Source organism: Cryobacterium sp. AP23 (assembly GCF_054075385.1).
Genome location: NZ_CM133415.1, coordinates 3,418,317 through 3,441,256, shown reverse-complemented (window position 1 = coordinate 3,441,256; position 22,940 = coordinate 3,418,317). Strand labels below are relative to the sequence as shown.

The 22,940-nt window shown below is 67.7% G+C and carries 17 protein-coding genes and 1 tRNA gene; 9 read left to right on the top strand and 9 right to left on the bottom strand.

All coding sequences use genetic code 11. The annotated features are described in order from the left end of the window. Positions 1-20: 20 nt before the first annotated feature. The gene (acs, locus tag ACU5E9_RS16220) at positions 21-1,982 is read left to right on the top strand and encodes an acetate--CoA ligase (RefSeq protein WP_456810922.1); all 1,962 of its coding nucleotides are present in this window, start codon (positions 21-23) and stop codon (positions 1,980-1,982) included. Positions 1,983-2,238: 256 nt separating this feature from the next. Next, positions 2,239-3,570 carry an acyltransferase family protein gene (locus ACU5E9_RS16215; RefSeq protein WP_456810921.1) on the top strand — a complete coding sequence of 444 codons (1,332 nt, stop codon included), beginning with the start codon at positions 2,239-2,241 and terminating at the stop codon, positions 3,568-3,570. Between the two features lie 253 nt (positions 3,571-3,823). Here ACU5E9_RS16215 and ACU5E9_RS16210 read toward each other — a convergent pair whose 3' ends face one another. Together ACU5E9_RS16210 and ACU5E9_RS16205 are read right to left on the bottom strand one after the other, a co-directional pair. After that, positions 3,824-4,294, bottom strand: coding sequence for a RidA family protein (locus ACU5E9_RS16210; protein ID WP_456810920.1), 471 nt, complete (start codon positions 4,292-4,294; stop codon positions 3,824-3,826). A gap of 2 nt (positions 4,295-4,296) precedes the next feature. Continuing rightward, positions 4,297-4,464, bottom strand: coding sequence for a hypothetical protein (locus tag ACU5E9_RS16205; protein WP_456810919.1), 168 nt, complete (start codon positions 4,462-4,464; stop codon positions 4,297-4,299). Between the two features lie 110 nt (positions 4,465-4,574). On the opposite strand from ACU5E9_RS16205, the gene ACU5E9_RS16200 reads away from it, so the two are divergent. The 6 genes from ACU5E9_RS16200 to ACU5E9_RS16175 all read left to right on the top strand — a co-directional run bounded on the left by ACU5E9_RS16200 (position 4,575) and on the right by ACU5E9_RS16175 (position 13,217). Further along, positions 4,575-7,124: a transglycosylase domain-containing protein gene (locus tag ACU5E9_RS16200; RefSeq protein WP_456810918.1), complete on the top strand. Its 2,550-nt coding sequence runs from the start codon at positions 4,575-4,577 to the stop codon at positions 7,122-7,124. Further along, positions 7,121-8,098: a metallophosphoesterase gene (locus ACU5E9_RS16195; RefSeq protein ID WP_456810917.1), complete on the top strand. Its 978-nt coding sequence runs from the start codon at positions 7,121-7,123 to the stop codon at positions 8,096-8,098. The genes ACU5E9_RS16200 and ACU5E9_RS16195 overlap by 4 nt, the downstream gene beginning before the upstream one ends. A 73-nt stretch (positions 8,099-8,171) precedes the next feature. Next, on the top strand, positions 8,172-10,709 hold the full coding sequence (locus ACU5E9_RS16190; RefSeq protein ID WP_456810916.1) for a transglycosylase domain-containing protein: 2,538 nt from the start codon (positions 8,172-8,174) through the stop codon (positions 10,707-10,709). A 309-nt stretch (positions 10,710-11,018) separates the two neighbouring features. Then, positions 11,019-11,092 (top strand) — tRNA-Pro (locus tag ACU5E9_RS16185). Between the two features lie 60 nt (positions 11,093-11,152). After that, on the top strand, positions 11,153-12,631 hold the full coding sequence (locus tag ACU5E9_RS16180) for a DHA2 family efflux MFS transporter permease subunit (RefSeq protein WP_456810915.1): 1,479 nt from the start codon (positions 11,153-11,155) through the stop codon (positions 12,629-12,631). Between the two features lie 115 nt (positions 12,632-12,746). Continuing rightward, positions 12,747-13,217 carry a VanZ family protein gene (locus ACU5E9_RS16175; protein WP_456810914.1) on the top strand — a complete coding sequence of 157 codons (471 nt, stop codon included), beginning with the start codon at positions 12,747-12,749 and terminating at the stop codon, positions 13,215-13,217. A 156-nt stretch (positions 13,218-13,373) separates the two neighbouring features. Here ACU5E9_RS16175 and ACU5E9_RS16170 read toward each other — a convergent pair whose 3' ends face one another. Then, positions 13,374-14,420: an LCP family protein gene (locus ACU5E9_RS16170; protein ID WP_456810913.1), complete on the bottom strand. Its 1,047-nt coding sequence runs from the start codon at positions 14,418-14,420 to the stop codon at positions 13,374-13,376. A gap of 382 nt (positions 14,421-14,802) precedes the next feature. Between ACU5E9_RS16170 and ACU5E9_RS16165 the strand changes: the two genes are divergently transcribed. Beyond that, complete coding sequence (locus tag ACU5E9_RS16165; RefSeq protein ID WP_456810912.1) at positions 14,803-15,186, top strand: hypothetical protein; 384 nt, start codon at positions 14,803-14,805, stop codon at positions 15,184-15,186. On the opposite strand, the gene ACU5E9_RS16160 is transcribed toward ACU5E9_RS16165, so the two are convergent. From ACU5E9_RS16160 to ACU5E9_RS16135, 6 genes are all read right to left on the bottom strand, one after another. Beyond that, positions 15,183-16,229, bottom strand: coding sequence for an LCP family protein (locus ACU5E9_RS16160; RefSeq protein ID WP_456810911.1), 1,047 nt, complete (start codon positions 16,227-16,229; stop codon positions 15,183-15,185). The two genes, ACU5E9_RS16165 and ACU5E9_RS16160, sit on opposite strands and share 4 nt — an antisense overlap. A gap of 160 nt (positions 16,230-16,389) precedes the next feature. Beyond that, positions 16,390-18,201: an O-antigen ligase family protein gene (locus ACU5E9_RS16155; protein WP_456810910.1), complete on the bottom strand. Its 1,812-nt coding sequence runs from the start codon at positions 18,199-18,201 to the stop codon at positions 16,390-16,392. 67 nt (positions 18,202-18,268) lie between these two features. Then, positions 18,269-19,633 (bottom strand): hypothetical protein, encoded by a 1,365-nt coding sequence (locus ACU5E9_RS16150; RefSeq protein WP_456810909.1) that lies wholly within the window; start codon positions 19,631-19,633, stop codon positions 18,269-18,271. A 446-nt stretch (positions 19,634-20,079) separates the two neighbouring features. Then, the gene (locus ACU5E9_RS16145; protein WP_456810908.1) at positions 20,080-20,850 is read right to left on the bottom strand and encodes an HAD-IIB family hydrolase; all 771 of its coding nucleotides are present in this window, start codon (positions 20,848-20,850) and stop codon (positions 20,080-20,082) included. A 5-nt stretch (positions 20,851-20,855) separates the two neighbouring features. Further along, entirely contained in the window at positions 20,856-22,169 is a 1,314-nt protein-coding gene (locus ACU5E9_RS16140) for a UDP-glucose dehydrogenase family protein (protein ID WP_456810907.1), read from the bottom strand. Between the two features lie 190 nt (positions 22,170-22,359). Beyond that, entirely contained in the window at positions 22,360-22,929 is a 570-nt protein-coding gene (locus ACU5E9_RS16135) for a sortase (protein ID WP_456810906.1), read from the bottom strand. Positions 22,930-22,940: the final 11 nt, after the last annotated feature.

The window sequence follows — 22,940 nt, the reverse complement described above, 5'->3', positions numbered from 1 at the left end:
TCGCAAAGGAGCGACAGAACATGAGCGTGCAAATCGACCATCTGCTTCACGAAACCCGCCGATTCCCGCCCACCCCGGAGTTCGCCGCCGAGTCCGTGGCCACCGAGGCGCTCTATGAGGCCGCCGCAGCAGATCGGCTCGGTTTCTGGGCCGACCAGTCCCGCGAACTGCTGCACTGGCACAAGCCGTTCACCCGCACACTCGACTGGTCGAACCCGCCGTTCGCGAAATGGTTCGACGACGGCGAGCTCAACGTGGCGTACAACTGCCTCGACCGGCACGTGCTCGCCGGCAACGGCGACCGCATCGCCCTGCACTGGGAAGGCGAACCGGGCGATTCCCGCTCGATCAGCTACGCCCAGCTCACCGACGAGGTCAAGCGGGCCGCGAACGTGCTCCTCGGCCTGGGCGTGCAGGCCGGCGACCGGGTGGCCATCTACCTGCCGATGATCCCCGAGGCCGTGGTGGCGATGCTCGCCGTGGCCCGCATCGGCGCCGTGCACTCGGTGATCTTCGGCGGCTTCAGCGCCGAGAGCCTGCGCTCCCGCATCGACGACGCCGAGGCCGTCGTCGTGATCACGGCGGATGGCGGCTACCGCAAGGGCCGCGCCACCCCGCTCAAGCCCGCCGTGGATGCGGCGCTGGCCAGCGGCGACTCCTCGGTGCGCACCGTGCTCGTGGTGGAACGCACCGGCGGCGAGGTGGAGTGGAACGAGCGTGACAAGTGGTGGCACGAGGAACTCGGCGCGGTCTCCGCCGAGCACGAGGCCGAGCCGTTCCCGGCCGAGAACCCGCTGTTCATCCTCTACACCTCCGGCACCACCGGCAAGCCCAAGGGCATCCTGCACACCAGCGGCGGATACCTCACCCAGGTGGCGTTCACCCACAAGAACGTCTTCGACCTCAAGCCGGAGAAGGACGTCTTCTGGTGCACGGCGGATGTCGGCTGGGTCACCGGGCACAGCTACGTGGTCTATGGGCCGCTCGCCAACGGTGCCACCCAGGTGCTCTACGAGGGCACCCCCGACACCCCGCACCCCGGCCGGTGGTGGGAGATCATCGAGAAGTACAAGGTGAGCATCCTGTACACGGCGCCCACCGCCATCCGCACGTTCATGAAGATCGGCCGGCAGGAGCCGCAGAAGTTCGACCTGACCAGCCTGCGCCTGCTCGGCTCGGTGGGTGAGCCGATCAACCCGGAAGCGTGGATGTGGTACCGCGAGGTGATCGGCAACCAGCTCACCCCGGTGGTGGACACCTGGTGGCAGACCGAGACCGGCGCGATCATGATCAGCGCGCTGCCCGGCCTCACCGAGATCAAGCCCGGCTCGGCGCAGGTGCCGATCCCCGGCATCTCCATCGACGTGATCGGCGAAGACGGCGAGCACGTCGGGCACGGCAACGGCGGCCTGCTCGTGGTGACCGAACCGTGGCCGTCGATGCTGCGCGGCATCTGGGGCGACCCGGACCGGTTCGTGGAGACGTACTGGGAGAAGTTCGCGGATGTGCCGAACGGCCCGCTGTACTTCGCCGGCGACGGCGCCCGCCTCGACCACGACGGCGACATCTGGCTGCTCGGCCGGGTGGACGACGTGATGAACGTGTCCGGGCACCGGCTGTCCACGGCGGAGATCGAGTCGTCGCTGGTGGCGCACCCGATGGTGGCGGAGTCCGCCGTTGTCGGTGCGCACGACGAGACCACCGGGCAGGCCGTCGTGGCGTTTGTGATCATCAAGTACAGCCAGACGGATGCGGCGAGCCACGCCGACATCAGCGCCGTGCTGCGCGCGCATGTGACGTTGCAGATCGGGGCGATCGCCCGGCCGCGGGAGATCTTCATCGTGGCCGAGCTGCCCAAGACCCGCTCGGGCAAGATCATGCGGCGGCTGCTGCGCGACGTGGCGGAGGGCCGCGAGATCGGTGACACCACCACCCTCGCCGACACGTCGATCATGCAGATCATCACCGACGGGATGCGCTAAACCCGTCGCCGAAGCGTGAGCTGGGCCCCGAAAACTTCCGGTTTTCGGGGCCCTTCTCAGGCTCGCGGGCTGTATGCCGCAAATGAGGAGATAGTGACTTTATGAGGACGCCCCAGGGGATCGCGTCCTTGTTGACTCACCTTTGCCTTTTTTAGGGCCCTAAGCGGATGCGCTCGGCCGGCGGATGCGCCCGGGGCGGCGAAACTGGGGCGGCGCGTTGAGGAAACGTTCACGTAGGGCATTTACGGTGGGCCGAATGTCCCGCGATGCGCCCAGCACCCGTCTCGTCGCCCTCGACGCGTTGCGCGGGGTCGCGGCCGTGATCGTGCTCGTGCACCATGTCTCGATGACCGCGCCGTCGGTCTCGGCCGCGTACTCGTCGAGCGCCGATGTGGCGGTGTTCTCGACAGGCTGGTGGGTCACCCTGTCGCCGTTGAAGATCCTCTTCGCCGGGCCGGAGTTCGTGCTGGTGTTCTTCGTGCTCAGCGGGTTCGTGCTCGTGCTCAGCCGGCTGCGGCGCTGGCCGTGGAGCCGCCGACCCGAGCCGGGGCCCGCAGACCGGGACTCTGGCGCCGGCTCCCCCGCCACCCCGGCCGCGAATGCCGTGCCCGCCCCGGCGACGACGGAGGAAAGCGCCCCGGCCGGGGACACCGTGCCCGCACCGGCGACGACGGTGGAGAGCGCGCCGGCGGCGGCGCATCCGGCCGGGTACGACTGGTTGGCCTACTACCCGCGCCGCATCGTGCGGCTGGCGATCCCGGTGGTCGTGTCGGTGGGCCTGGCCGCCGTGTGGATCCTGCTCGTGCCGCGCACCGGCGACGGCGGCGCCTGGATGGCGAAGCAGGGCAGCCCCGACCTCGGCCTCGGCAACCTGCTGCGGGAGGCCAGCATCGTGGGCTACACCGGTCGCCCCGACGTCAATCCCCCGCTCTGGTCGCTGGCCTGGGAGATGTGGTTCTCCCTGCTGCTGCCGGTGGGCGTGATCTTCGCCGTGGCCACCCGCCGGTGGACGCTCGTCTGGGTGGCTCTGCTGCTGGGCACCTCCACCGCCGGCTACCTGCTCGGTGTCGAACCGCTGATGTACCTGCCCGCGTTCGGGTTGGGCGCCCTGCTCGCCGCCAACTTCGAGGTGTTGCAGGCCCGGGCGGCCCGGTTGACCCGCAGCCGCGGCGGCACCCTGGTGTGGGTCGGCATCGCGGTGCTCGGGCCGGTGCTGCTGATCGCGCACTGGCTGCTGCGTCCGGTGCTCACCGCCCCGTGGACGGACCTCACCCTGGCGCTGCGGGTGCCGGGCGCGGCGCTGATCGTGGCGACGGTGGCGCTGTGGCCGCCGGTGCAGCGGATGCTCGGCGGGCGCATCCTGGCCTGGCTCGGTGCGATCAGCTTCAGCCTCTATCTCGTGCATTTCCCGATCGTGGTGACGTTCGGGCAACTGTTCGGGCCGGAGCACTGGTGGTGGGGCGCGCTGGTGTCGGTGCCGCTGAGCGTGCTGCTGGCGCAACTGATGTATCGCTGGGTGGAGCTGCCGGCGCAGGCCCTGGCCAACCGGGTGGGGTCCGCGTTCTCGGCGGCGCATCCGCACCCGTGAAACCCCGGCGCGAAACGCGGGCACGTCGCGGGGTCTCGACAAGCTCGACCAACGAGATGGCGCACGCGGGCACGTCGCGGGGTCTCGACAAGCTCGACCAGCGAGATGGGGGGCGACCGCGGGCACGTCGCCAACGAGGTGGTGGCGACCGCGAGCACGTTGGCGGCGGTTAAAGAACGCGAGCCGTGAGCTGGGCACGCCCCCGGGCTTCCGGGGCGGGCTCAGCTCACGGCTCGCGTGTCTGAGAGAACTACTAGGCGAATGCCACCGTCAGTTCGACCTCGACGGGAGAGTCGAGCGGCAGGACCGCCACGCCCACGGCGGAGCGGGCGTGCACGCCGATGGTGCCGAAGATGTCGCCGAGCACGTTCGAGGCCCCGTTGATCACGCCGGGCTGGCCGGTGAAGTCGGGGGCGGATGCGACGAAGCCGGTGACCTTGACCACCTGGGTGATCCGGTCGAGCGACCCGATCACGCTCTGGATGGCAGCGAGCGCGTTCAACGCGCTCTGCCGGGCGTAACCCTGGGCGTCGCCGGCCGACACCAGACCCTCACCCTCCCCCACCTTGCCGGTGGCGGGCAGCTTGCCGCCGACCATGGGCAGCTGGCCGGAGGTGAACACCATCGACCCGCTCACCACCGCGGGAACGTACGACGCCACCGGCGGAACGACCGAGGGAAGCTCGATGCCCAGCTCGGCCAGGCGGGCCTCAATGACCGACACGATCAGGCGTCCTGCGCGCCGGCGACCGGGCGCTTGAGGTAGGCGACGAGGCCACCCTCGGGCCCGGTGACCACCTGCACGAGTTCCCACCCTTCGGATCCCCAGTTGTTCAGGATCGCTGCGGTGTTGTGGATCATCAGCGGTGTGGTGAGGTATTCCCAGGCAGTCATGCGGCTCCGATTCAGGCTGTTTTTCAGAATTGTCCCTTACGCTCAATTGTATGTCTGCCAAAAAACGTACGGTTAGTGGAGCGCTTGGCGGCCTCCTCGCTTTTATCGGAATGAGCGCCGTTGCCGGCGTTTTGGTCACGGTCGCCGTCACCCCCGCTCTCGCCGTCACCGGCATGACTGCCACGAACACGATCAACGTGTTCGAGAACCTGCCCGACTACCTCAAGGTCGACCAGCTCTCCCAGGTGAGCACCATTTACGCCGTGCAGAACGACGGCAACCCGTACCCGCTGGCCTCCTTCTACGACCAGAACCGCATCGAGGTTCCGCTCGAGAGCATGAGCCAGTTCGTGCAGGATGCGGCGGTGTCCGGTGAGGACCCCCGCTTCCTCGAACACGGCGGCGTCGACATCCAGGGCACCGTGCGCGGCGCCCTCTCCACCCTCACCGGCGGCGGCACCCAGGGTGGATCCTCGATCACCCAGCAGTACGTCAAGAACGTTCTCGTGCAGAAGTGCGAGGTGCTCACCAATCAGGATGAGCTCGACGCCTGTTACCTCGACGCCACCGAGACCTCACCCGACCGCAAGCTGCGCGAAATGCGTTACGCGATCGGCGTGGAGAAGACCTACGACAAGGCCGAGATCCTGCAGGGCTACCTCAACATCACCCTGTTCGGCGGCAGCACCTACGGCATCGAAAGCGCCTCCAACTACTACTTCAACACCACCGCGGCCAACCTCACCCTGTCCCAGGCGGCCAGCCTGATCGCGATCGTGAACAACCCGGAGAAGTTCCGCCTGGACCGCCCGGACAGCGAGACCAACGGCGCCGCCAACGGGTACGAGGCGAACAAGCAGCGCCGCGACTACATCCTCGGCGAGATGCTCAAGTACAAGAAGGTCACCCAGGAGCAGTACGACGAGGCCATCGCCACCGCGATCGAGCCCACCATCACCGAGCCGAGCACCGGATGCCAGACCGCCGGCGGCAGCGCCTACTTCTGTGACTACGTCACCCACATCCTCAAGAGCGACCCGACCTTCGGCGATGACGAAGAGACCCGGATGCTCAACTTCCGTCGCGGCGGCTACGACATCTACACCACCCTCGACCTCGAGCTGCAGTTCGAGACCGAGAAGACCATGTCCGACAACGTGCCGGAGACCTTCGTGAGGGCCGACGGCACGACCTGGGACGTGGGCTCCGTGGCCACGAGTGTGCAGGTCGGCACCGGTCGGGTGCTCACCATGGCGCAGAACAAGATCTACAGCCAGGACCCGGATGTGCAGGCGACAGGCGCCCAGTACACCGGCATCAACTACAACACCAACTTCGACCAGGGCGGTTCGCGGGGCTTCCAACCCGGCTCGACCTACAAGGTCTTCACCCTGGCCGAGTGGCTGAAGGAGGGGCACTCCCTCAACGAGCGCGTCGACTCGGCGCGTAAGGCCAACTGGGGAACGTTCAAGAACACCTGCACCGACAGCGGCGTCTCCTCGTACCCGGGGTACAACCCCAAGAACGACGCCAACGAGGCCGGCACCAACTACAGCGCCCTGCAGTCCACCATCAACTCCATCAACACCGGCTTCCTCGGCATGGCCAAGAAGCTCGACCTGTGCGAGATCAAGAAGACCGCCGAGTCGTTCGGGGTGACCCGCGCCGACGGTGACGATCTGCAGGAGGGCGCCAGCGCCGTGCTTGGCACCAACGAGATCGCACCGCTGTCGATGGCCGTGGCCTTCGCCGGCATCGCCAACGGCGGCCTCACCTGCTCCGCCATCGTGATCGACAAGATCGTCGGCGCCGACGGCACCGAGATTCCGCCGCCCGCCTCCACCTGCACCCAGTCGGTGGAACCGTCGGTCGCCGCCGGCATGGCGTACGCGATGGGCAAGGTCCTCACCGAAGGCTCCGCGGTACAGTCCAACAGCAACACCTTCCCCAAGGTGCCCATGATCGGTAAGACCGGTACCACCGACCACGCCAAGGACACCTGGATGAGCGGCGCGAGCACCAAGGTCGCCACCGTCGTGGGAGTCGTGACCGTCACCGGTGACCAGAACCAGCGCCAGACCTTCTTCGACAGCGGCCAGGCCGCCACCGCCCGACACCGCATGTGGCCGGAGATCATGAGCCTCGCCAACGCCAAATACGGCGGAGACGAGTTCACAGAGGCCTCCACCAACGTCATCCGTGGCGCCCAGGTGACCGTCCCCGATGTGCGCGGCCAGGCCGTGGACGACGCCAGGGACGACCTTGAGGGTGCCGGCTTCGAGGTGCTCGACGGCGGCGCCGTCGACTCCGAGCTGCCCGAGGGCACCGTCGCGTACACCGACCCGGCCAGCGGCGGCACCGCCAGCGTGGGCGCCACCGTCACGATGTTCACCAGCAACGGCAACCAGACCCTGCTGCCGGATGTGGTGGGCGACTCCGTCGAGGACGCCCAGGGCGAGCTGTCCGACTTCACCGTCGTGACGACCGACCAGGCCGTCACCGATGAGGACCAGGACGGGGAGGTCATCTCGATGACCCCCACCGCCGGCACCCCGCTCGCCGAGGGCGGCACCGTCACCCTCGTCGTCGGCAGGGTCGACGGCGCCGGGAACAACGGGAACGGCAACTCGAACAACGACAATAACGGGAACAACGGATGAGCGCCGCCCGCGTCGGCCGCGCCCTCCTCGCCTCGGCCGCCGCGGTGACGGCGGCCGGGCTGGGCGCCTTCGCCTGGGGGTCGCTCGTGGAGCGCCGCCGGTTCACCCTGCGGGAGGTGACCGTGCCGGTGCTCGCGCCCGGCGCCGAACCGATCCGGGTGCTGCACCTCTCCGACCTGCACATGGCCCCGTGGCAGCGCGACAAGCAGGACTGGGTGCGTGACCTGGTGCGGCTGCAGCCGCACCTGGTGGTCAACACCGGCGACAACCTCGGCCACGAAGACGGCATCGCCGGCGTCGAGTACGCCCTCGAACCGTTCAAGGGCATCCCCGGCATGTTCGTGAACGGGTCGAACGACTTCTTCGGCCCGCAGCCGAAGAACCCGATGAAGTACTTCGGCGGCCCGTCGATGCTGACGGTGCGCAACGTGGAACTGGACACCGAGGACCTGCACCGGGTATTCGCCGACCTCGGCTGGACCGACCTGAACAACGCCGCCGAGTCCCTGGACATCAACGGCACCCACCTGGAGGTCTTCGGGGTCGACGACCCGCACATCCGCCGCGACCGCCTCGACCTCATCGCCGGCGCGATTGACGAGATGCGCGGCAACGACCCGCTCTCCGAAGAGACCTGGCCCGACCCCGGCCAGCCGGCCGCGGCCCGGTCCACCCTCACGGTGGGAGTGGTGCACGCGCCCTACCAGCGGGTGCTGAACTCGTTCGTGAACCACGGCGCCCAGCTGATCCTCGCCGGGCACACCCACGGCGGCCAGGTCTGCATCCCCAAATTCGGCGCATTGGTGACGAATTGTGATATTCCCCGCCGCCAGGTGAAGGGCCTCAGCCTGTGGAACGTGGGGCTGCGCACCTCCTTCCTCAACGTTTCCGCGGGTCTGGGCACCTCCATCTACGCCCCGGTGCGGTTCGCCTGCCCGCCGGAAGCGACCCTGCTGACCCTCACCGCGGCCTGATCTGCGCTGCCCGCCCCGGTTTGGGGTGCGGGCAAACTGGGTCTCCGTGTGATCATCGAATATGCTCACGACCATGGGGGAATACAAAAGATCATTCTTCGGCGTCGTCGGAGGCCTGATCGGGATCGTTGCGATGAGCGCTATCGCCGGTTTGTTGATCACCGTGGCGATCACTCCCGCCCTGGCGATCTCGGGTGTAGCCACGCGCAGCACCATCAACACCTTCGAGAACCTGCCGAACTATCTGGCCATCGACGAGCTGTCCCAGGTGAGCACGATCTACGCCGTGCAGAACGACGGCAACCCCTACCCGCTGGCCTCGTTCTACGACCAGAACCGCATCGAAGTGCCGCTGCAGGCCACCAGTCAGTTCGTGCGCGATGCTGTCGTCGCCGGTGAAGACCCCCGCTTCTACGAGCACGGCGGCATCGACCTGCAGGGCACCATCCGTGGCGCCCTCTCCACCCTCAGCGAGAGCGGCGACGTCTCCGGCGGCTCCTCGGTCACCCAGCAGTACGTGAAGAACGTGCTGGTGCAGAAGTGCGAGGTGATGAGCGTCAAGGAAGAACTGGATGCCTGCTTCCTCGCCGCCACCAAGACCACCCCCGACCGCAAGCTCAAGGAAATGCGCCTGGCCATCGGGGTGGAGAAGCAGTACTCCAAGGACGAGATCCTGCAGGGCTACCTCAACATCACCGGTTTCGGCGGCACCGTGTACGGCATCGAAGCCGCCGCACGCTATTACTACGCCGCCAGCGCCGGCACCCTCACCCTGCCGCAGGCCGCGAGCCTGATCGCGATCGTGAACAACCCGGAGAAATTCCGCCTGGATTACCCCAACAGCGAGACCAACGGCGCCGCCAACGGCTACGCCGACAACAAGTCGCGCCGGGACTACATCCTCTTCGAAATGCTCAAGTACGAGAAGATCGACCAGGCGTCGTATGACGCCGCCGTCGCCGCTCCGATCGAACCGACCATCACCGAGCCGTCCACCGGCTGCCAGACCGCCGGCGGCGCCGCGTACTTCTGCGACTACGTCACCCACGTGCTGCGCAATGACCCCACTTTCGGTGAAGACGCCGACACCCGGATGCTCAACTTCCGTCGCGGCGGCTACGAGATCTACACCACCCTCGACCTCGACCTGCAGGCGGCGTCGGAGCGAGCCATCGCCGAGAACGTGCCTATGGTGGACTTCTGGGACGTGGGCGCGGTGGCCACTAGCGTGCAGGTTGGCACCGGCCGGGTGATCGCCATGGCGCAGAACAAGCTGTACACCCAGGAAGAGGTTGCGCCAGGCCCGGAGTACACCGGCGTGAACTACAACACCAACTTCGACGAGGGTGGATCGACAGGATTCCAGCCCGGTTCTACGTACAAGGTCTTCACCCTGGCGGAGTGGCTCTCGGAGGGCCACGCGCTCGGCGAACGGGTGGACTCGGCGCGGAAGGCCAACTGGGGCGCGTTCCAGGACTACTGCGACGGCACCCAGTACTCGTCCGGATACAACCCGAAGAACGACGCCGGCGAACCCAACCCCAACTACTCGGCTCTGGAATCGACCATCGACTCCATCAACACCGGGTTCCTCGGGATGGCGAAGCGGCTCGACCTCTGCAAGATCCGCGACCGCGCCGCCGCCTTCGGCGTGGAGCGCGCCGACGGCACCGAACTGCTGAAGTTCCCCGCCACGGTGCTCGGCACCAACGAGATCGCTCCGCTGAATATGGCTGTGGCCTTCGCGGGCATCGCCAACAAGGGCTCCACGTGCACCCCCATCGTGATCGACCGGATCGTGGGCGCCGACGACGTCGAGATTCCCGCACCCACGTCGACCTGCACCCCGTCGGTCGAACCTGAGGTGGCCGCCGGTATGGCATATGCCATGGAGCGGGTGCTGACCGAAGGATCGGCCGGCGAGTCCTACCGGAAGACCTATCCCCGGGTGCCGATGATCGGCAAGACCGGAACCACCGACAGCTCCTACGCCACCTGGATGAGCGGCGCCAGCTCCAAGGTCGCCACCGTGGTCGGCGTGGTGAACGTGAACGGTTTCCAGAGCCAGCGAGGCACCAACTTCCGCATCAGCGGCCCCGTGGCAACCGCCCGACACCGGATGTGGCCCATCATCATGAGCGCTGCGAACGCCAAGTACGGCGGCGACGAGTTCGACCAGGCCTCCAGCGCCATCGTGCAGGGCCGCTTTGTCAGCGTCCCCGACGTGCGCGGCATGAGCATGAACGAGGCCCGAGCCGAAATCGAGGGTGACGGCTTCGCGTTCCGCGACGGCGGCATCGTCGACTCCGAGCTGCCCGCCGGCACCGTCGCCCGCACCGACCCGGGCAGCGGCAACTCCGCACCCACCGGCGCGCTCATCACCGCGTACACCAGCAACGGCTCCCAGGTGCTGCTGCCGGATGTGGTGGGCCAGAGCGTCAACGACGCCAAGCAGATCCTTTCCGGCTTCGGTCTGGTGACGCTGGAGGAGACGGTGACCGACCCCGCCCAGGTGGGCAAGATCACGGTGATGAACCCGGTCGCCGGCAGCCCGGCCGTCCCCGGGGGCACGGTCTACGTGGTCGTCGGCAAGGCCGCCCCCGCCGGCTAGGCAGACTTCTCACCGGGTCTCTCTCGCTGGTCGAGCTTGCCGAGACCGACCCAGCGATCGGTCGCGACCATCTCGCTGGTCGAGCTTGTCGAAACCGACCCAGCGATCGGTCGCGACCATCTCGCTGGTCGAGCTTGTCGAAACCGACCCAGCGATCGGTCGCGACCATCTCGCTGGTCGAGCTTGTCGAAACCGACCCAGCGATCGGTCGCGACCATCTCGCTGGTCGAGCTTGTCGAGACCCCGCGACCACCTTGTCCAAAGGGGGCGGACCGATGGGGTTATACTTGTCGAGGTCCACAGGACCATCGGGGTATGGCGCAGCTTGGTAGCGCGCGTCGTTCGGGACGACGAGGTCGCAGGTTCAAATCCTGTTACCCCGACAGCTAGAACCCCCACTCAGTCGAGTGGGGGTTTTTCTGCGCTTACGAAAGGTTCCCTCCATGGCTGACTCCGCCACTGCCGCTCCGGTTGTGTCCCGCCGCGCCTGGCAGGCCCTCATCGTGCTCCTCGCCGGCATGTTCATGGCGCTGCTCGACACCACCATCGTGAACGTGGCGCTGCCCAGCATCCAGACCAGCCTGGACGCCTCCGAAGCCACCCTCTCCTGGATCATCTCCGGCTACGCCCTCGCGTTCGGCCTCGCGCTCATCCCCGCCGGCCGCATCGGCGACCGCATCGGCCACAAATGGGTGTTCTTCACCGGCCTCGCCCTCTTCACCGCCGCCAGCCTCGCCTGCGGCCTGGCGCAGAACGACCTGCAGCTCATCATCGCCCGCGTCGTGCAGGGCCTGGCCGGCGGCATCTTCGTGCCCGCCGTCACCGCCGTCATCCAGCTGATGTTCCCGCCCCGCTTCCGCGGCAAGGCGTTCGCGATCATGGGCTCGGTCATCGGAGTCTCCACCGCGCTCGGCCCGATCGTGGGCGGCCTGATCATCGAGGCGTTCGGCGCCGAAGAGGGCTGGCGGCTGGTGTTCTGGGTGAACCTGCCCATCGGCATCGTCGCGCTCATCGCCGCCGCGGTCCTGCTGCCCTCCGGCACCGGCGCCGCCGCCGCACCCGACGCATCCGCCTCGTCGCGCATCGACTGGGTGGGCCTGCTGCTCGTCTCCGCCGGCCTGGTGGCCTTGCTCGTGCCGCTGATCGAGGGCCAGGATCAGGGCTGGCCGCTCTGGACCTACCTGGTGCTCGCCGCCGGTGCGCTGCTGATCGTGGCGTTCGGCGCCTGGGAGATCCGGGTGAGCAAGCGCGGCCAGAGCCCGCTCGTGCCGCCGCACCTGTTTTCGCACCCCGCCTTCACCGGCGGTGTCATTCTGGCTCTGGTCTACTTTGCGGCCTTCACGAGCATCTTCTTCACCATCTCGATCCTCTGGCAGGCGGGCCTCGGCCACACCGCCCTCGAATCGGGCCTGGTGTCCATCCCGTTCGCGATCGGCTCGATCGTGGCGTCGTCGCAGAGCAACCGGCTCACCCAGCGCCTCGGCCGCACCGTGCTCGTCGCCGGCGTGGCCCTGGTCACCGTGGGCCTGGTCTGGGTGTGGCTGGTGCTGCTGCTCACCAACCCGGCCGACCTCACCCACTGGCTGCTGCTGCCGCCGTTGTTCATCGCGGGCCTCGGCAGCGGATGCTTCATCGCCCCGAACGTCGCCTTCATCGTCGCCACCGTCGACCCGACCGAGGCCGGCGCGGCCAGCGGCGTCGTCGGTGTGATGCAGCGGGTCGGCAGCGCGGCGGGCATCGCCGTGGTCGGCAGCGTGTTCTTCGGCACCCTCGTCGTGGCCGGTCCCGGCCCGGAGGCGCTGGCCACCGGCTTCACCGACGCCGCCACCGTGGCCATGGCGGTCAGCGCCGCGCTCAGCGTCGTCGCCCTGCTCCTGGTGTTCCTGCTGCCCAAGCGCGTCGAGGCACACGCCGGCCACTGAGCAGGTTCCCCTCCCCCACCGGGGTCACTAGTCTGGGGATCTGGTCCGTTGACGGTGATGTCGTCCCGCAATGAACCGTGCAGGATGGCTGACCTGAGTGTGTGAGGGAGGTCGCGTGAACGCAGTGACGCAACGGCGGCACGCCGCCCTACGCCGCGTGGCCCGTTGGCTCTCCGCCGCCTACCTGGTGGCGCTTGCGTTGATCGCGTTCTGGCCCACCCCGGTGGACCGGGGCGCGGCCGGCACCATCACCAGTGTTCTCGCCCGACTACACGCCCACGGCGTGCCGGACTGGGTGAACTACCAGCTGGTCGAGTACAGCGCGAACATCGCCCTGTTCCTGCCTGTGGGGCTGCTGGGCGTGGTTCTGGTCGGTGCCAGCCGGTGGTGGTTGGCTGTGGCAGCCGGTTTCACAGTTAGTTGCCTGATCGAGTCCAGCCAACGGGTGTTCCTGCCGAGCCGGTTCGCGACCATTCTCGACGTAATGGCCAACACCACCGGCGCCGTCTTCGGCGCCCTGCTGGCGGTGCTCCTCCTAGACGCCGTCACCGCCCGCGACCGCGCCCAGCGCGCCCCCGTCACGTAGGACACCAGGTCTCGACAAGCTCGACCAACGAGCGGTCGCGCCCGTCCGCCGGTCGAGCTTGTCGAGACCCCGCAAGCCAACGAGCGGTCGCGCCCCATCCGCTGGTCGAGCTTGTCGAGACCCCGCGAGCCAACCTCCAAACAGCGGCAGCGCGGGTCACCCAGCCGCCTGGAACTGCGGCACCACCCCACTGAGCGTGTCGTTCCGGAACGCCTCCTGCAGCGCCGGCAGCGCCGCCCGGTCAATGTTCACTACCGCATGTCCGTCAACGCCGGTCCGACCACTCAACCCCGCCGTCGGGATCGTAAAAAACGCCACGTCATCCGCGCGCACGTCCCGCATCGCCACGCCCAACGCCGCCAGATCACCCGAGGTGAGCTCCTGGTCGATCGCGAGGTGCGGCACGACGGCCCCGATCACCGCTCCCACCTTGCCCGGGTCGGTCAACGTCTCCTGCTGCAGCAGGCCGCCGAGCAGCGCGCCGATGAGAAGCTGCTGGTTGCGCACCCGCTGCATGTCCCCCTCGGGGAACGCGGCGCGTTCCCGCACAAACGCGAGCGCCTCCGTGCCGTCGAGGTGCTGCGTGCCCGACGGGAAGTAGTGCCCCTCGAGGTAAAAGGAGTCGAAGGCGGTCGGGTTGTTGACGTCCACCCCGCCGAGCGCATCCGTCACCGCCTTGAACCCGGCGAAGTCCATCAGCGCCACGTGGTCGACGCGCACGCCGATCAGGCTCTCCACCGTTTGCACGGCCAGCGGTACCCCGCCGACGGAGAGCGCGGCGCTGATGCTCGTCTCGCCTTGCCCGGCCACATCCACCCCGCTGTCCCGGGGAATCGACATCACGCTCAGGCCGCTGCGGTCGGCGGGCACGTGCACGACCACGATGGTGTCAGAGTGCTGCCCGGCGAGGTCGGTCATCGAGCCGCTGGCGCCGCGGTTGTCGGAGCCCAGCAGCAGGAAGTTCAGCGCCTCGGTCGCCTCCCCGGTGGTCACCGGCGGGCGGCCCGCGTCAGGCGGGAAGGCGAAGGGGATTTTCTCCACCGACTGGAAGGTGCTGGTGACCGACCAGAGCACCGCGGTGATCAGTCCCGCCACCACGAGGGCGATCACGATGTTCACCGCGATCACTATCCGCCACGTCTGGCTCCGTGGCGCGGGGGCGGCGGCGCCCTGACGCGGCGGAGCGGACGGGACTGCGGTCATTGGGGGCCTCTCGCAAACCGATCGGGTAGACGGTGACGCCACCATAGACCGGGCCCCCGGAGGCGGCTAGGCCAGCGCCCCTGGCCGCGCCCACAATTGGGGTCATCGAGGGCTTTCGAAAGCATGCAGGTTTTCGGTAGCCTCCTGCCATGGGATTTCGCCGGCGAACTCGTCGGCTCAGGCGTTGGTACCGGCGAAACGAGCACAGCAACGCAATGCTCGCCGCGCGCGTGATCGTCATCGCGGCCGCCGCGGTCGTCGTGGCCGTCATCGTCGTGCAGGCCATCGCCCTGCAACAGGCGAACTCGCTCTGAGCCCCCGCCCGCTGGTGCCAGCCCTCGCCCGGTTCGCTCCTCCCAGCCGGGATAGGTATGCTCACCCAATGCGCACCATAGCTTCGGCCACCGTCCTCCTCGGCCTCATCCTGTTGTCCGGATGCTCCGCCGCCAGCACGCCCACGGCCGCGCCCACGACGCGCACCGCCACGCCCACGCCGTCGGCGACTCCGCTCACCGAACCGGAGGAGGTCGTCAAGCAGACCACCACTGCCGTGAACCTGTACAGCCAGATGGTCTGCACCAACCTGGAGGAGCGCCCCGACGTCGATCTGAACGCCGCAGTTGACAAGGTGCTGGCCACATACGCAACCGAGAACCTCTCCGAAGAAGCCCGCGTGCAGCTGGCCCACAACGTGCTGGAGCAGTCCGCCGCCAAGGACTGCCCCGAGCAGAGCGAGCGAATCGCCGCGCAGCTCGCCGAAGGCTAACCTGCCGCCTGTTGTACCTCGGGCGTGATCGCCTCCATGGTGTCGGCCCGGAACGCCTCCTGCACTCCAGGCAGCGCCGCCCAGTCCAGGTTCACGATCGACTGCCCGTCCGGAGACGTGCCCGTACCGGCGGTCGGCACGGTAAAGAAGCTCACATCCTCGGAGCGCACCCCGTTCAGCTCCGCGCCAAGGGCGGCCAGCGCCCCGGAGGTGAGCCCGTCGTCGACGGCCACGTGCGGTTGTATGGCCTGAATCACGGATCCCATGGTCACCGGGTTGGCCAGCACCGACTTGTGCATCAGCCCGCTCAGCAGGGCCCTGATCAGCAGCTGCTGGTTGCGTACTCGCTGGAAGTCGCCGTCCTCGAACGCGTACCGTTCGCGCACAAACGCGAGGGCCTGGGTGCCATCCATGTGCTGAACCCCCTGCGGGAACGTCTGCCCCTTCAGATGGTACGAATCGAACGCGATCGGGTTGTCGATATCGACCCCGCCGAGCGCGTCGGTCACCGCTTTGAATCCGGCGAAGTCCACGACCGCAACATGGTCGATGCGGGAGCCGATCACGCTCTCAACGGTCTGCACGGCCAACGGCACCCCGCCGTAGGCCAGGGCCGCGTTGATCTTCGCGTCACCGTGGCCGGGGATCGCCAGCCAGCTGTCGCGGGGGATGGACATGACGGTGAGGTGCTTCCGGTCCGCTGGGACGTGCACGATCACGATGGTGTCGGAGCGCTGCCCAGCGATGTTCGCGATGGACGAGGACGTGGCGCCGCGGGTGTCGGAGCCAAGCAGCAGGAAGTTCATCGCCGTGGCGGCCTCCCCCGTTGCTGCTGGCGGCCGGGCTGCCTCGTCGGTGGGGAACGCCTCGGGGATCTTTTCGACGGCATCGAAGCTGCTGGTGAGGTTCATCACTGTCACCGCGGCGACCCCCATCACAACCACGGCGAACAGCCCAAACACCACAAACACGATGCGCCAGGCCCGGCGGCCGGTCGGTGGCGGTGCTTGATGGCGCGGTTGAGCGTGCTGCGCTGTGGGCATCGGGTTGCCTCCTGAGCAGGTGGGGGTGGGTGCGCACACCATAGACCGACGCCAGTTGGCCGCCTAGGGCGGGTCCCTGCGCGCACCCCTGAACTGGGGGCACGCGTCCGGGGTGCTCCTGCGCCTAATGGCAGCACCGAATGCGGCGACCGGTGGCGCCCTACCCGGCTGGCAGTGGGGTGGGGGCGTCGAGCGCTTCCCGCACCCTTAGAGCCAGTTCATCGGCGGGATCCAGGCCGAGCGCCCGGTCCACCTGCGCCCGGCTCTGCGCGAGATCACCCTGCAGATACAGCGCCACGGCATACTGCGCCGCGACACCGGAGTCGCGTGGGGCGAGCACCGCCAGGTTCGCGAGCGTGCCCGCGGCGGCGTTAAGGTCGTCGGATGCCAGCTGGCCGACGACTAACGCCTTCTCGGTGGCCACCGTGCCCGGCAACGTCATCCGCGACCGCTCCGCCCACACCACGGCGGGCGCAGCGGCCTCGGCCACTCCCCCGTCGGCCAGGGCTGCGAACGACTGCGCCGCGATGCTGGCCAGATCTGCGTCCCACGGCCGCAACGCCTGCGCCCGCCCGAACGCCGCTTCGGCCGCCGGTACGTCCCCGCGCCTGGCGGCCGCCACGCCCTCCGCCAACGGGACCTCGGCGCCGGTCAGTACGATCAGCCACACGACCCAGAGCGCAAGCAGGCCCGTTCGGAGGCTGGCGCCCACCCGCCACGCGCCGGCTCTGCGTGGGTTCGCCCGCCATCCGCCCTCGGCGGGCACGGCCAAAAGGACACCGAGCAGCAGCGCCGCCGGAATTGCGGTGGCTGGGGCGGTGAAATGGGTGAGAAGGCCGACGCCGTAACCGGCCAGTCCGGCCAGCGCGGCGGCGAGCAGATCGGCGTGCGACGCATGCGCGGGCTGCCCGGCAAGTCGCCACCAGCGGCGCGCTCCCTTCCACACCGCCCATGCGGCGATGCCCAGCACCACGAGCAGCAGCGGGATGCCGCCGGCCAAGGCCACCTGCAGCAGCCAGTTGTGCGGTGAGTCCAGGGTGCTGTCGCTCACCGCCGACCCCGCGTTGGCGTTGAGGAACCCACTCGCCCCGACACCGAAGGGATGCGCGCCGACCAGGTCGACCGCCTGCCGCCAGTAGTCGAGCCGGGCCGCGGCCGACTGGCCCGCGAGCGGGCTACTGCCCAACACCCGGTCCCGGGTGAACGGCACCAGCAGTGCCCCGCCGGCCAACAGCAGCAGCGCACCAATGCCGAGCACGGATACTCGGCGCATCTGCTCGCGCGGTGCCCGCAGCACGGCCAGCACTCCGAGCACCACCACGACCACCGCGGCGGCCAGCAGGCCGGACCGCGAGGCGGACACCACAACGGTCACGAGGGCCATTACGAGCCCGCCGGTGAGCCAGGCCCGTTCCGCCTCCACCCGGGCAGCCCCGCGACGGACACCCGCAACGTTGTCTGTGCCGGTCCAGGCGCGGAGCACCGGCAACACCAACAGCGCCAGGAACAGCGCACCGAGCAGCCCCTGATCGGTGGCGTTACCGGTGAGCGCCCCCGGCCGTTCCTGGTCAGACGTAAACGGCCGTTCCCCGAACGACTCGAGCAACGACACCGCACCGAGCGCGATCGCGGCGGTCGCCACCGCCCGCGGCAGGCTGCGCAGCCGGAAGCCACTCACATCCGGCCCGAACAGTCGCGCCCCCGCCCACACTGCACCGAAGTACACCGGCAGCGCCACCAGTCCCTCGTACCGCGGCCACCGGCCCCACAGCTGCGCGTCCGGCGCCGCCGACAGCAGCACCCCCACCAAGGCGAGCGCCGCGGCCACCGCAGCGGCGACGACAAACCAGCGCGGCAGCCGCCCTCGTGCCACCGCCAGCGAGGCCAGCAGCACTGCGACCGCCGCGACTGCATCCTTAGGCAGGAACCAGCGGTCGAACGCGGCCGGCAGCAACGTCACAGAGGCGAGCACGAGCAGCCAGATCGCTGCCGTGCCCGCCCGTGTTCTGGTTGCGGTGCTTATGGTCGGTCCTCGACGGTTAGGGAACGCGCACGGTCGACGTGGAGACCCGCGTCGCCGAGTTGTAGCCGGCCAACGTCGCCTTGGTGCGCACGCTGATCGTTGCGCCCTTGTCTTGCGCGACGAGCCTGTACGTCGATGCCGTCGCCCCGGTGATCGGAGTGCCGGACCGCTGCCACACGTAGGTCACCTTCGACGGTTTGGGGGTCGTCAGCCCGACGGTCGCCGTCAGAGTGGAGCCCACCTTCGCGGTGCCGCTGATCTTCGGCTGGTTCGCGACCAGCTCGCCGGGAGCGATGACGTTCCAGGCGGACCCGGTGGACGAGGCCGCGGTGTAGCCGGTCTTCGAGGCCTTGACCGTGATCGACACCGTCTTGCCCAGGTCCGCTGCCACGGTGGTGTAGTCGAGCTTCGTGGCGCCGGTGATGGCGATCCCGTTGCGGTACCACTGGTACGTCGCCGTCGCATCCGACGGCACGGTGTACACGTAGCCGGTCAGCGGCTGGCCGACGACCATGTTGCCGTACACCCCCGTGGAGACATAGATGTCGGGTTTGCCGGCCAGCTCGGCGTTGATGCCGGTGATGGACTTGGCGAATCCGACCGTGATGGCCTTCGACGCCGCCAGGGTTGTGGCGTTGTTGTAGAACTCGCCGCGCAGCCCGGCCTTCGCCCCGACATCGCCGAAGCTCACCTTGTAACTGCCCGCGGTGAGCCCGGTGATGCTGTACTTACCCTTGGCGTCCACGTTGATGTACCGGTCGACCCCGATCTTGCTGCCGTCGAGGTAGGTGGTGACCTTGCGCACGGTCGTTGCCGGGGTGGACTTTGTACCGATCTTCATGGTGAGGAGCCCCGAGATGGTCGCGCCCTGCTGCAGGGTCACGTTGTACCCGTTGAGGCTGGTCTTGCCCACCGTAATCGGGGTCGCCTGCGCTTCGGTGGCCTTGTTCTGCCAGTACTGGTTAGCGTAGGCAAAGCCCGCGCTGGTGTCATAAGAGTTGTAAGAGACCTTGTAGCTGCCCGAGCTCAGTCCCGTGAGCGTGTACTTGCCGGTTGCGTCGGTGACGGCGCCCACCGATGTGGTGGCTGTGAACGCCCGTACATACACGCCCGCCAGCGGCTTCGTACCGCTGGTTAGGGTGCGCCCGCTCACCGTTCCCGAAAGCGAGGTTTTCGCTGGCAGGGGTACGGGGACGGGAATGATGGCAGTGGGAGCGACCGCGGCTGCTACTGCCGTGGCGACGCTCCCCGTTGTGACGGAGCTGGCGGGCGCGGCCGTCGCGGGCGCCACAGCGCCCAGCGTGCCGAGCACAAGTGCCGCGGTAATCGTGATGGCCACAATGATGCCGTGATCCCTGATGCGTCGTCGCCTGTTCCCCATGACTGCCCCAGATCCGTTCAGTGCGGCTTGCATCGTCAGATCGAAGCATGTCCCCACGGAGGAAGTCCCCCGCAGAAATGCTATTGGCCGGAACAGTCCGCCTGGACCTCTGATCGGCCGGACGGACGCCCCAGTTCGGGGCGAACCAAGCGTTCAGACCGCCGCGCCATCCTTAACACGACCCCTGGCAGTCGCCGTAGAGACCGCATCGGGGTATCTTGACCTCGTTCGCAGCTCTTACCCAGTCGCGAACACGCGTCGGACCCGCCGACGTGGCAAGAACATGCTCCCCGAAGAGGATGTAACCATGCCGTCAACCCGTTTCAATCTTCGCCGATGGTACAAGCGCGAGATCGAGCAGCCCCTCACCGCAATGTACGAAAAGATCGATGAGCATGCGATGTCATCAAGCCAGGGTGAAGCCGAGGCATCGGCGCGACCTAGGCCTACTTCGAAACGGAATTCAGCGTCGGGATGAGTTCCTCGAGAAACACGGCGGTGTCTACCCAGTTCTCGACGGCGACGCAGTCCACGCCCATGGCCTTCACCGGGTAGTCGTTGCCGTTCTCGTCGAGCCGGTCGCCTACAAAGAGCATGTCGTCCAGCGGGATGCCGGTCAGCTCGGCCAGCCGGTTCATGCCGTAGGCCTTGTCGATGCCGCGGCGGGTGATATCCACCGACGTGGAGCCGCCGGAACGGACCTCTAGGTCAGGCAAGAGCGCCTGCACGGCTTCCCGCAGAGCTGTCTTCTTAGCACCGTCGGTGTCCCACTGAGTCTTCGCCGCGACCGGCGCAGCTTGGCCCAGCGCCGAGAAAGTGATCTGCGAGCCGCGGTCTTCGAGGATCGGCCCCCAGGTCTCACTTTCCCAGTAGCCGAGGGCACGGGCCGTCTCCTCGACGGCCGTGAGGGCGCGCTGCTTTTGGTCGTCGGTGAGGTTCTCAGCGTAGATCTGCTCCCAGCCACCGGGCTGGTGGCGGTAGTACTGGGTACCACACGTGGGCATCAGGTGCAGGCGCTTCAATGCTGCGTCGTCGACCGCGGTGAGGTTGTCGATGACCTGCATCGTGAACTGTGCGAACTGTCCACCGGAGATGATGCACACTTCCACCACGTCGAGCAGGCGCACCAGGAGATCTGCCATGCGCGGGTCAATAGGTGACTTGGACGCCGCGAGGGTGTCGTCGAGGTCGAAAGCGACAAGTCGGGGGTTTTGCATTGCCATTAAGGTCGGCCCAATCCGTAATAAGTCCACCCGGCCGCGCGCCATTTGGCTGCGTCGAGTGTGTTGCGTCCGTCGATGATCGTGGGAGTTTCCACGAGAGTTGCTGCCCAGACCGGGTCAATGTCTTTGAACTCGGGCCACTCGGTGACGAGGACCACGGCAGCCGCGCCGCGCAATGTGTCTTCAATGTCTATGGAATAGCTGAGCTGGGGGTGCCGGCCACGGGAGTTCTCAATCGCCTGCGGATCGGTGGCGACCACGGCCGCGCCAAGCCCGCGCAGCTGAACGGCCACGTCGAGCGCTGGCGAATCGCGCACGTCGTCAGAGTGCGGCTTGAAGCTGAGGCCGAGCACGGCCACCTTGGCGTTGAAGATGGGGCGGTCCAGTGCGGACACTGTAAGGTCGACGACTCGCTGACGGCGTCGGAGGTTGATCGAGTCGACCTCTTTGAGGAAGGCGACGGATTCGCCGCGTCCAAGCTCCTCGGCCCGTGCGGTGAAAGCGCGGATGTCCTTGGGCAGGCAGCCACCGCCGAAGCCGACGCCGGCGTTGAGGAACCGGCGGCCGATGCGGGCGTCGTATCCGATCGCGTCGGCCAGTTGGGTGACGTCCGCGCCGGAGACCTCGGCGATTTCGGACATGGCGTTGATAAAGCTGATCTTCGTGGCCAGGAATGCGTTCGCAGCAACCTTGACTAGCTCGGCGGTGGCGTAGTCGGTGACCACAAGGGGCGTGTCTGCGGCCATTGCCGATGCGTAGATCTCGTTGAGCTGCGCGACGGCTCGTTCGCCTGCGGCGCCGGCGGGGACGCCGTAGACCAGACGGTCCGGGTTGATGGTGTCCTGAACGGCGAATCCTTCGCGCAGAAACTCGGGGTTCCAAGCCAACGCGGCGCCCGATTCAGAGCTTTCAAGCAGGTCGGCCAGCCGGGCAGCGGTGCCCACCGGCACCGTGCTCTTGCCCACCACCAGGTCACCGGCGTTCAGGTGAGGCAGGAGCGCCTCAACGGCAGCGTTCACGTATGTTAGATCGGCAGCGTTGCTGCCCTTCTTCTGGGGTGTGCCCACGGCCACGAAGTGCACTTCGGCGCCGGCGGCCTCTGCGATGTCAGTGCTGAAGCGGAGACGACCAGACGCCAGCGCGGAGGTGAGCACCTCGGGCAAACCGGGTTCGAAAAATGGCGTGCGCCCTTCGCCAAGAGCGGATATCTTGTTCTCGTCAACGTCAATGCCCACGACATCATGGCCTAGCTCGGCCATGGCCGACGCGTGCACGGCACCAAGGTAGCCGCAGCCGATTACAGAAATCCTCATACCTTTTTCCCCATGCTCCGAGCCTACCGGCTCGGGCTTTGCCACCCGGGCGGAAGAGAGTCGCGAAGAGAACGTACAGGTGAACCCTAAAAGGAGAAGGCCCCGAACTGAGTTCGGGGCCTTCTTGGTGCTAGCTAGTCACCTCACGCAGTGTCGGGCAGGTGGTGCCTCTAGCCGTGTGTTTAGTGAGCTATGCGTTTGCGCGCTGGCGGCGCACGACGGTCAGCGCAACCATCAGGGCAATGCCGAGCAGAAGTGCGCCGGCGGCGGCCCAGATGGCGAGCATCGGAGCGTCGTAGCCGGTGGAGGCAAGGCCTCCGGTGGAAGTGCCGGTGCCTGAGGAGGAGCCAGCCGCAGCGTCAGCCGACGCAACTGTCAGCGAAGCGGTGCCGACGGTGCCGGAGGTGAGGCCGGTCGCCGTGGTCGTGTAGGTACCCGAAGCGTTAGTGGGAAGCGTAACGTCAAGCGCAACGGCGCCTTCTCCAGTGGCCGTCTTCACGAGGCTCTGCGAGTTGACCACTGCTTTGAACGTCGCGAGCGTCGCGCCGGCGGCGTTTTCGCCGGTGAGCGTGAAGGAAACGGATTCGCCAGCGATGAAGGTGTTGTTGGCGAAGTTGATGACAACGATTCCCCCGGGCGCAACATCGCCGGTGACGGTGATATTCGCGGCCGGAGCGTATCCGTTGGCGTTGGCTGCGGTCGGAACCGCGATTACTGCGAGAACCGCGAGCGCGATTGCCGCGAGTGACTTTTTGAACATGGTGCTACCCC